The sequence below is a fragment of the Micromonospora sp. H61 genome, assembly GCF_018070325.1.
Classification (GTDB): domain Bacteria; phylum Actinomycetota; class Actinomycetes; order Mycobacteriales; family Micromonosporaceae; genus Micromonospora; species Micromonospora salmantinae.
The window spans coordinates 320,712-336,239 of the sequence record NZ_JAGPXY010000001.1 but is presented as its reverse complement, the minus strand read 5'-3'; the positions used below and the strand labels follow the sequence as shown (position 1 = coordinate 336,239).

General features: G+C 69.4%; 9 protein-coding genes. 1 reads left to right on the top strand and 8 read right to left on the bottom strand.

Annotated elements, in window-relative coordinates:
- Positions 1 to 42: 42 nt before the first annotated feature.
- The 3 genes from KBX08_RS01360 to KBX08_RS01350 all read right to left on the bottom strand — a co-directional run bounded on the left by KBX08_RS01360 (position 43) and on the right by KBX08_RS01350 (position 5,874).
- Positions 43 to 3,099, bottom strand: coding sequence for a BTAD domain-containing putative transcriptional regulator (locus KBX08_RS01360; protein WP_210780666.1), 3,057 nt, complete (start codon positions 3,097 to 3,099; stop codon positions 43 to 45).
- A 1,500-nt stretch (positions 3,100 to 4,599) separates the two neighbouring features.
- Positions 4,600 to 5,307 carry an SDR family oxidoreductase gene (locus KBX08_RS01355; RefSeq protein ID WP_210780665.1) on the bottom strand — a complete coding sequence of 236 codons (708 nt, stop codon included), beginning with the start codon at positions 5,305 to 5,307 and terminating at the stop codon, positions 4,600 to 4,602.
- Positions 5,308 to 5,607: 300 nt separating this feature from the next.
- Complete coding sequence (locus KBX08_RS01350; protein ID WP_210780664.1) at positions 5,608 to 5,874, bottom strand: hypothetical protein; 267 nt, start codon at positions 5,872 to 5,874, stop codon at positions 5,608 to 5,610.
- Between the two features lie 209 nt (positions 5,875 to 6,083).
- Here KBX08_RS01350 and KBX08_RS01345 point away from each other — a divergent pair, with 209 nt between their 5' ends.
- Complete coding sequence (locus tag KBX08_RS01345) at positions 6,084 to 8,225, top strand: MMPL family transporter (RefSeq protein ID WP_210780663.1); 2,142 nt, start codon at positions 6,084 to 6,086, stop codon at positions 8,223 to 8,225.
- A 163-nt stretch (positions 8,226 to 8,388) separates the two neighbouring features.
- Here KBX08_RS01345 and KBX08_RS01340 read toward each other — a convergent pair whose 3' ends face one another.
- The 5 genes from KBX08_RS01340 to pflB form a co-directional block, all read right to left on the bottom strand.
- Positions 8,389 to 9,840, bottom strand: a complete 1,452-nt coding sequence (locus KBX08_RS01340; RefSeq protein WP_210780662.1) for a HAMP domain-containing sensor histidine kinase — start codon at positions 9,838 to 9,840, stop codon at positions 8,389 to 8,391.
- On the bottom strand, positions 9,837 to 10,520 hold the full coding sequence (locus KBX08_RS01335) for a response regulator transcription factor (RefSeq protein WP_307850422.1): 684 nt from the start codon (positions 10,518 to 10,520) through the stop codon (positions 9,837 to 9,839). The genes KBX08_RS01340 and KBX08_RS01335 overlap by 4 nt, the downstream gene beginning before the upstream one ends.
- 161 nt (positions 10,521 to 10,681) lie before the next feature.
- Positions 10,682 to 12,331, bottom strand: a complete 1,650-nt coding sequence (locus tag KBX08_RS01330; protein ID WP_210780660.1) for a hypothetical protein — start codon at positions 12,329 to 12,331, stop codon at positions 10,682 to 10,684.
- A 155-nt stretch (positions 12,332 to 12,486) separates the two neighbouring features.
- Positions 12,487 to 13,236, bottom strand: a complete 750-nt coding sequence (gene pflA, locus KBX08_RS01325) for a pyruvate formate-lyase-activating protein (protein ID WP_210780659.1) — start codon at positions 13,234 to 13,236, stop codon at positions 12,487 to 12,489.
- Positions 13,236 to 15,473 carry a formate C-acetyltransferase gene (pflB, locus tag KBX08_RS01320; protein ID WP_210780658.1) on the bottom strand — a complete coding sequence of 746 codons (2,238 nt, stop codon included), beginning with the start codon at positions 15,471 to 15,473 and terminating at the stop codon, positions 13,236 to 13,238. Before pflB ends, pflA begins: the two co-directional genes overlap by 1 nt.
- Positions 15,474 to 15,528: the final 55 nt, after the last annotated feature.

The following is a 15,528-nucleotide window of genomic DNA, read 5'->3' as shown; positions in this document are numbered from 1 at the left end:
AACCATCGAAAGGACTATCGAGCTCCCGCGACGTCGCCCGGTCTAGTTCACGGCATCCTGGCCGGGTGCGCCCCGGTTCTCGAGCAGCCGTGCGGCGAGCCGGCGACGCAGCTCGCCGGCCTCCCGCGAACCGATGCTGTCCAGCGCGTCCACGGACGCCTGCCCCCGGGCCGCAGCGTCGGCCTGGTCGCCCTGGTGCAGATGCAGCTCGGCGAGGGCTTCCAGCGTCTGCCCGAGCCAGGCCCTGGCGCCCATCTGCTCGAACAGCACGAGGGCTTCGGTGAGATACCGCGATGCGGTGTGCGGCTCGCCCCGCCGTTCGTGCAGGATGCCCAAGCTGAGCAGGGCACGCGCGGACAGGGGTTGGTTGCCCGCCTCGTGGCTGAGCTTCTGCGCCTGGAGCAGCAACTCGCGAGCCTCCGAGAGCCTGTCCTGCCGGATACGGACCCGACCCAGGGCCTCCAGCGCGAAGGCGATCCCGAGCTGGTCTTCGGCCTCGCGTACGGTGGCGAGCACGCTGCGAAATGTCTCATCGGCCGCGTCGACGTCGTCTCGTTGCAGGTACATCTCGCCGAGCCGGTGACGCACCTGGGCGGCGACCCGGTGGTTGTTGTGCTCGGCGCAGATGACCAGGGCTTCCTCCAGCCAGCCTTTCGCGTTGTCGTGGTCGCCCTGCTCCAGGGCGATCTGTGCCATGCCGTTCAGCACGTGTGCCCCTCCGATGTGGTCCCCGGTGAGGCGCAGCTGTTGCAGGCTGTGGAAGTAGTTGTTCATCGCCCGGTCCAGCTGACCGGCCAGCCGGTCGAGGAAGGCCAGGTTGCGGCGCACCAGCGCGGTTCCGTACTGGTCGTTGACCTCGTCGAAGAGCACCTGGGCGCGTTCGAGGAGGAACCGCGCCTCCTCGCTCTGGCCGCTGGTGGCGAGCAGGGAGCCGAGCGAGTTGAGCACCGCCGCCTGGCCTCGGCGATTGTCGGCCCGACGGGTCTCGGCGAGGGCGAGGCGGTGGGTTTCCCGCCAGTCGGTGAAGTAGCCCTTGGCTTCGAAGAGGGTCACGGACGTGACGGCCAGCTCCCAGCAATGCTCGTCCAGGCCCATCCGCGCGGCCTGGTTGACCGCTCCCAGCAGGGACGGCCGCTCCTGCAGAAACCACTCCATGGGGGCGAGGGTCAGGTCGTCCACGGCGGTGAGGAGGCTCTTCCACCGTGGCGCGTCGCCGTGCAGGACGGTGTAGTCCCCGCCGTAGAGCCGGGAGTGGGCCGCCTCCGCCAGCAGCAGCCATCCGCCGAGCGCCCGTTGTACCGCGTCCCGCGCCTCAGCCGGGCCGTCTTCGTCGTGCAGCTGCTCCTGGGCGAAGAGTCGGACGAGGTCGTGCATCCGGAACCTGGGCAACCACGAGCCATGGGTGTCGACGACGTCGACCAGGTGCGCCTCGACCAGATTGTCGAGGACGTTCTCCCCGGTGGTGAGATCGGTGTCGAGGAGAGCCGCGGCTATCCAGCCGGGAAACTCGGGCGTCTGGGTGAGCGCGAGCCGACGGAGCAGGCACCGCGTCATCTCGTCCAGATTCTTGTAGGTGAGCAGAATGTTTGCACGGACCGCCAGCCCGTCGTGTACCAACTCGTCGAGGCGGCTCTCCTCGACGGACAGCCGGTTGGCGATGCGGGCCAGTGAGCGGTGCGGTCGGGCGGCGATTCGCGCGCCGATGATGCGCAGTGCCAGTGGCAGGCCGTCGCACAGCTCGACGATCTCGTGGGCGGCCTCGACCTCGGCGTCGACACGGCGTTGGCCGACCATCCGGGCCATCAGGCTCAACGCCTCATCGGCGGGTAGCACGCCCAGTTCGACGTGGTGCGCCCCGGGCAGGCCGGTGAGGCGTTGTCGGCTGCTGACCAGGACCGCACAGGTGTCGCTGCCCGGCAGCAGAGGCAGGACCTGTTGTTCGCTGGCCACGTCGTCGAGCACTATGAGAAGACGGTGGCTGGCGATGTGACTGCGATAGAGGGCGGCCCGGTCCTCGAGTGCCGGGGGTATCGCGTTTGCGGGCACACCGAGCGCGCGAAGGAACAGCTCCAACAGGTATGCGGGGTCGACCAGGCCGCGCTGGTCGTCCTGAAGCCGGGCGAAGAGCTGACCGTCGGGGTACTGCTCGCTGATCGCATGCGCCGTGTGCAGGATCAGAGCCGTCTTGCCGACCCCGCCCGGTCCGGCGACGGCCGCGAGTTTGACGGCGTTCGCGGTCCGGGAGCCTTCCGGGGTGAACAGCCGCAGCATGTGGTCGCTGACCGACGACCTGCCGGTGAAGTCCGCCGGCGCCGCCGGCAGCATCCGTGGCGTCGGCGCGCTGTCACTCGACAGGCGATCGCTCACCCAGCTCGACAGCGGGGAGTGCAGGCTCTCGTCGCCAGTCAGGATCGCATGCTCGATCTCCTGCAGATCTTCGCCGGGAAAGATGCCGAGTTCCTCGACCGAGGTGTCCCGGGCGTCCCGGTAAGCATGCAGCGCCTCACCCGGGCGGCCAGCGCGTGAGAGGGCCACCATCTGCTGCGCACGCAGTCGTTCCCGTAGAGGATACTCAGCGACCAGTTCCCCGAGCTCGGCTATCACGCTGTTGTGTCGGCCGAGGGCCAGTTCGAGTTCGATGCACTCCTCATGGGTGACGATCCGCTGTTCGTCGAGGCGGTTCGCGGTCGCTTGCACGAGCGGACTGTCGATGTCGGCGAGGGCCGGCCCCTGGGTCAGCGCCAAGGCCCTTCGGTAGGCGGATATCGCCGCCTCCGGCTGCCCCAGTCCGACCAGACGCCGCGCCTCTTCAACGTGTGCCTCGAAGACCGTCGCATCGAGTTGGTCGTCGGCGACGCGGATCAGGTAGCCGGGTGATTGCGTGACGATGATGTCCCCGAAGCCGGCCTCCTTGAGTGTCCGGCGTAATGCGGAGATGCCGATCTGCACCTGAGACCGTGCGGTGGATGGTGGATTGTCGGCCCACACGGCATCGACCAGTCTGGTGATGGGTGCGACCTTATTTGCCGCCTGCAGGAGCATGGCTAGAATGACCTGTTGCCGCCGGCCTTTGATATGTCTGGACTGGCCGTCGGCCATCAAATTCAGGGGCCCGAGTATGTTGAATTTGTGAGATGCCATTCATTGCAGCCCTTCTTAGTCCCAGAGTTGCCAGGTAGATCAGTCGGGTTAGGCAGCAAAGGGTTTTTGAACGCTAGGGTGCCCGAGTCAGGTGAATTTTTCATTACCGGTTAGAGCGGCTTGAACGACCTGCTTCTGCTCCGGGCCGGGCGGTCTGCCCGCTACGGAAGTGAGCTCGAGCCCCTGCTGACGTCATCAGAACGACTGGCGAATGCATTGAAGTCGAACATGGCGCCCCCGTTGAAGATGCTGCGGTGCGGTTGTGCCCGCGAGCGACATGAGTCGATGCGCCCATGCGGCCGTCGGTACAGTAACCGACTGTATTCTGCGCGTGACGTGATCTCAACATGTGAGGCCGCATAAGATGAAGGCGGGTGCGAATCGGTCGGCCTTCAGCGCTCTCCTGGTGGGCGGTGCCAGGAGTGACGTCCGCCAATGTGCGGACCTGGCTCTGACCGCCACGGGTGTTTTAAGATCATCAGTGCGGTGTGACCAGCCGCGTTCTCACCATAGCCGTGCCGCGTGCCGCGTGCCGCGTGCCCTGTGCCGCGTGCCGTGCCGCGGACCCTGCTCGGCGAAGCCGAGAGAGCGGCCCGTCGGACCGGTGACACGAAGGTCGGGCAATTCAATCTGCTCGACCTGGCTGTTTACAAGATCGCGTGTCCCGGGTACTTGGTAACTACGGCACCGCCGTCGATCACGCCCGGCAAATCGACCCAGCCCGGATTGTCATGCCGGAGCGCCGAGCTCGCTACTGGGAAGACGCAGCGCTGGCACCACACGGCCGCGGGCGCCTGCAGGCGACATTCCAGGCGCTGCTTGCTGCCGAGCGAGACACCCCGCAGGCCCTCCGGCGGGCCGGCAGAACCCCAGGCGGCGCCCTGTAATGCCAACGGATCAACGACCCGCGCTCGATGACGCTCAGCGCCCGCAGCTTGTAGTAGTCCCCGAGCCGAAGAAGATGCGTTTCGGCCTGAAGAAGCCAACCCCCCAGGCCATCCTCCTAGGATGCTGTAGGTGCCGTGCGCTCAACCCAGCCGCGGCGGCGGTGTGGCTTGCCGGATATGCCTGTTGAGGCGGATGGCTCGGCAGGACACTAGGCGTGTTTCAGAAGTCGTGGTGGCTGGTGAAGGTCCCGGCGTGGCGGTGACCGGCAATTGAAGAGGTCTCCGGTCCGCCGATCACGGGCTCGGACGATCTCGCGGCGGTCTGACCACCAAGGCCCATCTGGCCTGTGAGCAGGGGCAGAAGGTCCTATGCCTCCCGGAGCCATCGGTCGCACCTTGGAGGCGCCAGCTTCAAGACCACGAAGTCGATCACGATCTTCAGGGCTTCGCTCGCCGTCCGCACCCCTGCGGCGGTCAGGCGGAGGCCCGGCTTCATGAGAATCCGGGCCGCCCGCCGGGCGTACGCCCGTTGACCAAGCCGATTACTCCGGCAGGCGGATTACCGGTGAAGTCAGGCGAAGAGGTTGCCGGTGATGTCGGCGTAGAAGTCGGCGGGATCGCGGGAGAGGGAGGCCTTGACGTTGGCGGTGGGCTTGTCAGCGATGACTTCGATCTTGCCTGCTTCCAGTCCGTCGAGGGCCTGGGCGACCACCTCGTGGGGCGCGAGCTTGGGGATGTCGACGCCAGCCATCATGTCCGTGTCGGCGATCGCCAGCGCCAGGGCGGTGACCAGAGTCTTCTGGTCTGCCAACTCGAGTCGGATGCCGTTCGTCAGGGACCACTCCGCGGCCTTGGAGGCGGCGTAGCCGTTGCTGCCGGGGCTGAAGGTGTACCAGCTCAGCGCCGAGATGACATTGAGGATGGCGCCACCGGCCAGCCTGGGCGCGAAGGCGCGGGTGACGTTGAGGGTGCCCCAGAAGTTGGTGTCGAGGTCGCGGCGGATGTTCTCCGTGGAGGGGCCGAGCAGCGGGGCTTCAGTGGAGGTGCCGGCGTTGTTGATGAGGATGTCGAGGTCGCCCACCTTGCCTGCGGCGGCCTCGATGGACGCGGGATCCGTGATGTCCAGCTGGAGCGCGATGGCGCCGGGGATGTCGATGCTTTCCAGGCGACGGGCGGTCGCATAGACGGTGGCTCCCCGGACGAGGAGGGCCTCGGCGAAGGCCTTGCCGAGGCCGCGGTTAGCTCCGGTCACGAGAGCTGTTGAGCCGTTGATTTGCATATCATCACGCTAAAACCTCACGTTGACGTCAGGGGCAAACTTGTGCGAGGTGAATCACGCTCGCACCTGCGCCGGCCACACCGACCGCCGTGGACCCGCACCACCACCTACATCAAAGCCGACCTGCGCGCCGTCGCCACCGCCCTGGCAGCCCTCACCGGCCAACCCCACCCACTGGTCGTCGAACACCGAGGGCGTCGATGGCCGTCGGCGTAGCTTGACGGGGTGCCGATCCAGCGGGCGTGACCAACTCGAGCGCAACCTTCCCGCGCTACACGCATGCGACGCCGTCGTGCGGAATCACGTACCCACCAGCAGTTGGTTGCCCGCAGCGGTGCGCTGTACCGCTGCGGCGGCGCCGGCGATATGGGGTAGCGCCTGCAGCGCGGCGTCGATCTCACCCCGCTCGATCCGGCGTCCGCCGAGCTTCACCTGGTCCAAGGCGCTGCAGTTCTCAACGCCACCGGTCTGGCCCTCGCCGGTCTCGGTGAGTACGTGTTGCTGCGCTGGGTGCTGCCGATCGTCGCCGCCGTGCCGATGCACTTCCTCGTTGAACTGCCCGAGCACATCCTCGACGCGTAGCTGATCCGGCCCGACGGCTGCGTCGCCTGGACCTTGCACCGCGCAGGATCTGGATCTGGACACCACCGCGCTGGGGCGTGGGCTCGGCACCTGGTTCCGCCACCCGGCCTGAGCGGCGCATTAACGGTCGTCTCAGATTCGCTCGGTACGAAGTCGGCATCAGACGAGCGATAACCGTGTGGAGGAAGCTAGTGATGGCAGTCAAGGCAGCGCCGCCCGGGGAAGCGCCGGCCGGTCGCTTGGCAGGCCGGTGGGTGCCATGGTTGGTGATCGGGTTGTGGGTGGCGCTGGCGGCGGTCATGGTGCCGCTGAGCGGGAAGTTGAGCTCGGTAACCACCGACAGAGCCGTGGACACCCTGCCGGCCAGCGCCGAGTCCACCAAGGTGGCGGTGCTGGAGGACAGCCTGCCCGGCGGTGAGGACAACACGTTCGTCTTCGTGTACCACCGCGCCGGCGGCATGACCGACGCCGACCGCGCGTCGGTCGAGCGCCACCACAACACCCTTGCCAAGCGGTACCCACCGAAGGCGACGGCGGCGGGCGGCGAGGACGAGGAGGGCTCACCGACGAGACCCTCCGCCGACGGCAAGGCGATGATGTTCACCCTCGACGTGAGCACGACATACGGCGCACCGGAGACCATCGTCGGCCCGTTGCGTGAGGCTGCGAAGGACCGCCCCGCCGGCCTGGAACTCGACGTGACCGGACCGGCCGCGGTCGACGGCGACCTGGACGCCGTCTTCGACGGCATCGACCTGCAGGTCTTCCTCACCACCGTTGTCGTCGTCACGCTCCTGCTGATCCTCACCTACCGCAGCCCGGTGTTGTGGTTCATCCCGCTCATGGCTGTGGGCGCGGCCGCACTGACCGCGATGGCGACCGTCTACCTGCTCGTCAAGGGCTTCGGCATCGTGATCAACGACCAGAACTCGGCGCTGCTGACGATCCTGGTGTTCGGCGTCGGCACGGACTACGCGCTGTTGCTCATCGCCCGGTACCGGGAGACACTGCACCACCACGAGGACGTCCGGGTCGCGATGGTCCATGCGCTACGCGGCGCGGCACCGGCCATCGTCGCGTCGGCGGCCACCGTGATCGCTGGCCTGCTCTGCCTGCTCGTCGCCGACCTGAACAGCACCAGCGGGTTGGGCCCGATCGGCGCGGCCGGCATCCTGTGCGCGCTGGTGGCCATGCTGACGCTGTTCCCGGCGCTACTCGTGGTGCTCGGCAGGCGGATCTTCTGGCCGGCCATCCCGCGGTTCAACACGGCCGTCCAGGAGAAGCCGGGGCTGTGGGGACGGCTCGGCACCGCCATCAGCCGCCGCCGGTGGGTGGCGACGCTGGGCTCGCTCGGAGTCCTCGGCTTGCTCGCCATCGGGCTGGCGGGCAACACCGGCGCCCTGCGGGAGCAGGACCAGTTCCTGTCCGCGCCGGAGTCGGTCACCGGCTTCACCGTCCTCCGCCAGCACTTCCCGGAACTCGGCGGCCAGCCGATGACGATCTTCACGCGGCCGGCGCACCAGGACCGGGTGCTCGACATCGTCAAGGGCACTCACGGTGTGGCCATGGCCGTCCCGGGGCAGACCAGCGGAGGCTGGGCCGACATCTCCGTGTTCCCGACCGACGCGCCGGACACCGCCGCGGAGTACGACACGATCAAGCGGGTGCGCACCGCCGTGCACGCGGTGAACGGGGCGGAGGCGATCGTCGGCGGACCGAGCGCGGAGAACCTCGACACCGAGGTCACCACCACCCGCGACGAGAAGCTGGTGATCCCGCTGGTGCTCACCGTCGTCCTGATCGTCCTCGGGCTGCTGCTGCGAGCGATCGTGGCCCCGCTGGTCCTGATGGCGACCGTGATCGTCTCATTCGCCGCAGCCTTCGGCGGCAGCGTGTTCGTCTTCGACACGATCCTCGGGTTCAAGGGCGTCGACTATTCGGTGCCGCTGCTGGCATTCCTGTTCCTGGTGGCGCTCGGCATCGACTACAACATTTTCCTGGCCAGCCGGGCCCGGGAGGAGACCGTGCGCCTCGGCACCAGAGAGGGCATGCTCAAAGCCCTCTCCGCCACCGGTGGCGTCATCACCTCGGCCGGCCTGGTCCTAGCGGCCACGTTCGCGGTCCTCGCCTCACTTCCGCTGGTGATGCTGATCGAGGTCGGGTTCCTGGTCGCCTTCGGCGTGCTGCTCGACGCCTTGCTGGTGCGGTCGGTCCTGGTGCCCGCCCTCACCCTGCTGATCGGCCGGCGGATGTGGTGGCCGAGCCGGTTGTCCCGACCGGTGGAGCTGCCGGACGATCAACGGCCGCTCGTGGAGGGGCCCGCGCCGCAACGGTGAGCGCGGCGGCACAGTCGAGATCCGGGACGGGCTCTTGCTCGTCCCGGATCTTTGTCATGGCCCGGCGGCCGTCACCGTGTCCGCCGCCCTTGTCCTGCGTCGCCCGCTGCGGCGGGTCCTGGCACCGCGTGCCGTGGCGGTCCCGGCGCCGTGCCGCAGCGGGTCAGCGCGCCACCGTGTCCACCCCCGCGGTGAGCCGCGTGATCGGAGCGGGCGGGGCGGTGGCCGGAAGGATGATCCGCAGCAGCGCGCCACCGCGTGCGGACCGGGCGACGGTGACCCGGCCGGCGTGGGCGTCGACGACCCGCTGCACGATCGACAGGCCCAGACCTGAGCCCGGCAGCGCCCGGGCACTGCCGGCACGGTAGAACCGGTCGAACACCCGCGGTACGTCGGCGGCGTCGATGCCCGGCCCGGCGTCGTCGACCTCGAGGACCGCCGACGCGCCCTCGGCACGGAGCCGGACCTGGACCGGCTGGTCAGCGGGGGACCACTTGCCGGCGTTGTCGATGAGGTTGAGCACCGCCCGCTGGAGCGCAGCGGAACGCCCGCTCACCCACACGGAGGTCACGTCGAGCGCGATCCCGATGTCGGGCACGCGGGAACGCGCCCGGGTCGCGGCGGCCACCACCACGTCGGCGAAATTGAGCAGCTCGGTGCTCTCGTCGCTGACGTCGCCGCGCGCCAGGTCGGTCAGCTCGGCGGCAAGGGTGCTCAACTCGGCCACCTGGGCGCCGAGATCGTTGAGCAGCCGGGTCCGGCTCTCGGCCGGCAGTGCGCTGTCCAGGGTGCCGCGCCGATCGAGCCGGATCAGCAGCTCGACGTTGAGGCGCAGACTGGTGAGCGGGGTCTTGAGTTCGTGGGCGGCGTCCTCGGCGAGCAGCCGCTGGGCCCGCCGGGAGTCCCGGAGCGCGGCGAGCATGTCGTTGATTGACTGGATCAGCCGCCGGATCTCCCCGCTGCCCTCGTCCGGGATGTCGGCGTCGAGGTTCCGGGTCTGCGCGACACGAACCGCGGCGGCAGTCAGCCGGTCGATCGGTGCCAGTCCGGTCCGCGCCACGGTCCGCCCGACAAGGGCGCCTCCGGCCACGCAGAGCAGTCCGATCAGCAGCATGCCGAACCCGAATCGGTTGATCGGGCTGTCGTCGCTGTTGCGGGCCACCTGGACCGCGCCGTCGCCCACCCGCAGCGTGTAGATGAGGTAGCCGTCGTCGTCGCTGTCGTTCGACTCCATCAGGTCGGCCGAGGCGCCCTGCGCCACGCGCCCGGCGGGCCCGCTGACGGGGGGCAGCGCGGGTTGGCCGGCCGGCGTCCGGGTCGAACCGTCGGGCAGGATGACCCGCACCAGCCGACCGGATCCGGGATACGGCGGTAGCTGGACCTGCGCCAGACCGGTGTGCTCCACTGTCGTCGCCAGGACGCGGGAGTCCGCGCGTAGCTGATTCTCGGCGTTGTCCTGCAGCTCCGAGTCCAGCAGCTCGCTGGCCACCTGGAAGGCCACGAACACGCTGACCGCGATGGCCGTCGCCGCGATCACCGTCAGCCTGGTCCGCAGGGACCGCCGGCGCCACCATCGGGTCAGCCGACGCGGTTCCCGGCCGGCGGGCCTGCTCACGGAGGAGTCTCCCGCAGCGTGTACCCCAGGCCGCGCAGCGTGTAAATCAGTCGCGGCTCACCCTCGGCCTCCATCTTGCGGCGCAGATAGCTCACGTACACCTGAAGGTTGTTCGCGGTGGTGCTCATGTCGAAGCCCCAGATCGCCTCGAACAGCACGTCGCGGGTCAACACCCGGGTCGCATTGCGCACGAGAACCTGTAGCAGGGAGAACTCGGTCCGGGTCAGATACAGCGGCCGCCCACCCCGCCACGCCTCGAACCTGTCGGGATCGAGCCGGACGTCGGCGAACGACAGGATCTGCGACTCGTCGTCGCCCGGCGCGCGGCGGCGCAGCAGAGCCCGGACCCGGGCCAGCAACTCCTCGGTGGCGAACGGCTTGGGCAGGTAGTCGTCGGCGCCCGCGTCCAGCCCCGCGACCCGGTCGGAGACCTGATCCCGGGCGGTCAGCATCAGCACCGGCAGATCCCGACCCGCCGCCCGCAACCGCCGGCAGGTCTCCAACCCGCCGAGGCGGGGCATCATCACGTCGAGGATCAGCAGATCCGGCGCCGCGCCACCGATCCCGTCGAGCACGGCGAGACCGTTGGCGGCGGTGCTGGTGCCGTAACCCTCGACCTGGAGCACCCGCTCCAGCGACTCACGGATGGCCGCCTCGTCATCGGCGATCATGATCCGCACGCCGACCCGCCCCCTTCCAGTCGATGCTTTGCCGCTCATCCTCCCCGATCAACCTGAAGCCAGGATTAGGAACTCCTAACGGTGGCTGCCGGTGGAGCGGAGTGACCAGCGACCGGCTTCCTGATCCGGCTCGTTGTCCGCTACCGGATTGCCCAGCTGGGTCACCCAGTCGACGAACTCCGCGTCCTGCCTCGGCAGCGGCTCGCCGTCCGCCGGGGTGCCCCCGTCGGCCCGGGACTTGTTGCGCCGGAACAGGCCCAGCCGCCCGCTGGCCCGTCCCGCCTCGACGACGGATGCCGGGTGGGCCGGCGCGGGGACCGGGTCGGCCCCGGCGGGGCGGGCCGGCACGGCATCGGTCGTGCGCGTGGGCCCGGCGCGCTGGGCGGTCGCGAGTGCCGAGGTGGGAGTGCCGGTTCGGGCCTCTCTTGCGTACCGGCTGACTGGGTCGCCTCGGCGCCCGGAGCGGGCTCGGCCGAGGGCGGCACCCGCCGCGCCGGAACGACCGGCCAGGTCGCCTGAACCCGCGTCCGGTCGGTCTTCGGCGGCTGGTACATCCGGAGGGTCCCCGGGGCGACGAGGGCCCCGTCGGGCGGCGTCCCGTCGGGTTCGGTGTCGTCGACCTCCGCCTCCGCCGTCCCGGAGCCGTCCCCGCCAGGTCCCGCGGGAAGGTGGGCCGCCGTCGCGGGGGTCGGTTCCGATGTCTCCGGGGTGTCGTCGAGGTCGGCGGGTGCGGCCAATGCGGCGGTAACAACCGGTGCACCGAAGCCCAGCGGTTCGGCTGCGGTCGGGAGCTTCGCTGGGGTCGCGCCGGCGACCGGCCCCGTGCCGGCCAGGTCGGCGGGCTCCGGCTCGTCGGTCGTACCACCAACGGCCGGCCTCGTGGCCTGCCGCACGGCGGGACCGGCGGCCAGCGGACGGAGGATGTCGGTTGACTCGTCGACCCGTGCTTCGGCGGTGCGCGGCAGGAGCGGCCATCGGAACGACGCGGCGGCGGCCGAGCCGAGCACACCGGCGGCGACGGCGAGCAGCGCCCCGTAGTACGGCGTGATCTGGTACCGGTCGACGGCGTCGCCGGGACCGGCGGTCAGATAGGTGAACGCGACCAGCATCGTGCCGGCCGCGCCGGTCACGCCGTTGACCAGCGGCGGATGCCCACGCCAGCGGGCCAGCCCGCCGGTCGCCGCGCCGATGAGCAGGGCCACCGACGGCAGAGTCAGGATCGCCAGCCGGTGTGCCGCGTCGGCGTCGAGCCAGGCCGGCTCCAGCACACCGAGCCGTACGGCGGGCAACGGCCCGGCGGTGGCGAGCGACGGGACGACCGAGGCGAGCGCCAGCAGCCAAACGACGCCGCCCACTGCTGCCATGTTCCAACCCAGCGGCGGCTTCACCAGTACGGCGATCGCGGCACCCGCGCCAACCAGCGCGCCGAGGGCCGCGCAGATGCCGAGGGCCCAGATCGGGTCCACAGAGAAGCGTTCGGCGGCCTGGGCCGGCCGGATGCAGAGCGGCGCCACGACGGTGGCGCCCAGTGCGGCGGCGGCGGCGATGGCCACCAATCTGCCCGTGCTCCGCAGCGCCCCGTACCGGCGGGCCAGGCGTGCGGCGACGACGGTGCCGGCTACGGCGGCGTGTGCCGCGAACCAGCCCACCCAGACGAGCTGTGCAGGCCACTGGTTGACGGCGGCGCCGGTGGAGGCACCGGCGAGCTGGACGATGCCGAGGCTGAACGCGATGCCGAGTTGACCGGCACCGGCGAGCATGCCCATCCCGAGCGCTGTGAGCAACAGGTTGCGTCGTGTGTGAGCGAACATGTCCGGCACGTTACGCACCTAGTGCGGTTATTTTTACTGAATGTCGGTTTCGCGGCTGCGGCGGAGGACTCGCGGCGACATGCGACGTGCGCGACGCCGACCAGCGCGAACTGGTCCGGGAGCCGCTCGTGCCGAGCCAAGCCGCCGGTGGGCGGTCAGTACACCGTCAGCCCGTGATCCTGGAACTGGCGATAGACCCGGTGCAGCAGCGCCTCGTCCGGCGGTGGCGTGTCCGCCAGCGGGAACGGCAGGCCGAGGGCGGCGTACTTCCGAGCGCCGAGTCGGTGGAAGGGCAGCACCTCGACGCGTTCGACGGTGGGCACGCCTGCTGCGATGGAGGCGAGCGCGTCGACGTTGCACGGATCGTCGGTGAGGCCGGGCACGAGGACGAAACGGACCCAGATCGGCACGCCGCGGTCGGCCAGGCGGTGCGCGAACCGCACGGTCGGCGCCAGCCGCCCGGTTCCGGTCACCGTCCGGTACGTGGCCGGGTCGCCGGACTTGATGTCGAGCAGCACCAGGTCGGTGGCGTCGAGCAGGGCGTCGTCGGCGCGGTCGCCGAGCAGGCCGCTGGTGTCCAGGGCGGTGTGCAGCCGCATCTCCTTGCACTGGCGCAGCACCTCGCGGGTGAAGGCGGGCTGTTGCAGCGGTTCCCCGCCGCTGAGGGTGACGCCGCCGTGGGCGACCTTCAGGAAGCGTTCGTAGCGGCGGATCTCGGTGAGCAGCTCGTGGACGGAGGTGGGTCGGCCGAAACGGCGGTACTGGGTGTCGGGGCTGTGGCAGTAGATGCAGCGCAGCGGGCAGCCGGCCAGGAACGCGACGAACCGGGTGCCCGGCCCGTCCACTCCGGTGGAGATGTCGAAGGAGTGGAGCGAGCCGGTCACCGGTACCGTGACGGCGGTCATCACAGCGATCCGTGGAAGGTCCGGGAGATGACGTCGCGTTGCTGCTCGGGAGTGAGCCTGACGAAGTTCACCGCGTACCCGGAGACCCGGATGGTCAGCTGCGGGTACTTCTCCGGGTGGGCCATGGCGTCCTCGAGTGTCGCCCGGTTCAGCACGTTGACGTTCATGTGGAAACCGCCGCTGTCGGTGTAGCCGTCGAGCACGCCGGCGAGGTTGGTGATCCGTTCGTCACGGGTGTGGCCGAGGCCGTCCGGAGCGACGGTGATCGTCAGCGATATCCCGTCGCGCGCGCAGCGGTACGGCAGCTTGGCGACCGACAGCGCGGCGGCGACCATGCCGTGCGTGTCGCGGCCGTTCATCGGGTTCGCGCCCGGCGCGAACGGCTCACCGGCGCGTCGCCCGTCGGGCGTGTTGCCGGTGTGCCTGCCGTAGACGACGTTCGAGGTGATCGTGAGAACAGAGAGCGAAGGCTCGGCACCCCGGTAGCTGGGCTGCCGCCGGATCTTGGCCATGAATCGCTCGACCAGGTCGACGGCGATCGCGTCGGCGCGGTCGTCGTTGTTGCCGAAGGCCGGGAAGTCTCCGTCCACGGCGTAGTCGACGGCCAGACCGCTCTCATCGCGCAGCACCTTGACATGGGCGTGCTTGATGGCGCTCAGGCTGTCCACGGCGACCGACAGGCCGGCGATGCCGGTGGCGAGGAAGCGGTGCACGGGGTAGTCGTGCAGGGCCATCTCGATGCGCTCGTAGGCGTACTTGTCGTGCATGTAGTGGATGACGTTGAGCGCGTCGACGTAGGTCTCGGCCAGCCAGTCCAGCGTCCGGTCGTACGCGGCCAGGACCTCGTCGTAGTCGAGCACGTCGTCGGCGATCGGTTCGGCGACGAAGACCTGCTCGCCGGTCATCTCGTCGCGGCCGCCGTTGATCGCGTACAACAGGGCCTTGGCGAGGTTGGTGCGGGCGCCGAAGAACTGCATGTCCTTTCCCACCCGCATGGCCGACACGCAGCAGGCGATGGCGGTGTCGTCGCTGTACGCGGGCCGGATCAGGTCGTCGTTCTCGTATTGGATGGCGCTCGTGTCGATGGAGACCTGGGCGCAGAACCGCTTGAACCCCTCGGGCAGCGCCGGCGACCACAACACTGTCAGATTCGGCTCCGGGGCCGGACCCAGGTTGTACAGGGTCTGCAGGTAGCGGAAGCTCGTGCGGGTGACCAGCGGGCGGCCGTCACAGCCGATTCCCCCGAGTGCCTCGGTCACCCAGGTCGGATCGCCGGAGAACAACTGGTCGTACTCGGGCGTGCGCAGGAACCGGATGATCCGCAGTTTGATGACGAAGTCGTCGACCAGCTCCTGCGCCTCCCGCTCGGTGAGCCGGCCCTCTTCGATGTCACGCTGCAGGTAGACGTCGACGAACGTGGCGGTCCGGCCCAGGGACATTGCCGCGCCGTTCTGCTCCTTGGCAGCCGCCAGGTAGGCGAAGTACAGCCACTGGATCGCCTCGCGGCCGGTGCTCGCCGGGCCGGAGATGTCACATCCGTACCGGCTGGCCATGAAACGCAGCTCCTTCAGCGACCGAATCTGCTCGGCCAACTCCTCACGGTCGCGGATCACGCTGTCCGATGACAGCTGAGCGTCGAGCGACGCCTTCACCGCCCGGCGCTCGGCGACCAGGCGGTCCACCCCGTACAGCGCGACGCGCCGGTAGTCGCCGATGATCCGGCCCCGGCCGTACGCGTCCGGCAAGCCGGTGATGATGTGCGAGCGGCGGGCGGCCTTCACGTCGGCCGGGTAGGCGTCGAAGACGCCGTCGTTGTGGGTCTTGCGGTACCGGCTGAAGATCGCCTGCACGGCCGGGTCGAGGGTGAAGCCGTACGCCTTGAGGCCGGCCTCCACCATCCGCAGCCCGCCGTTCGGCATGATCGCGCGGCACAGCGGCGCGCTGGTCTGCAGGCCCACGATGAGCTCATGGTCCTGGTCGAGGTAGCCCGGCTCGTGTGAGGTGATCGTGGACGGGGTGTGCGCGTCCACGTCGTAGACTCCGCGACGGGTCTCCTCGACGAACATGCGCTGCAGCCGCCGCCAGATCCGTTCGGTCCGGTGCGTCGGCCCGGTCAGGAACTCCGGCCCGCCGGTGTACGGCTCGAAGTTGTCGTGGATGAATCCGCCGACGTCGATCGTCTCGCGCCAGCCGGTGCCGCGGAACCCGTGCCAGGCTTCGTGCGATGTGGTGGCCATTACCCCTCCTTCATCTCCTCCCAGCATTGCCGAGCGACCACTCGCGGCTTAAGGG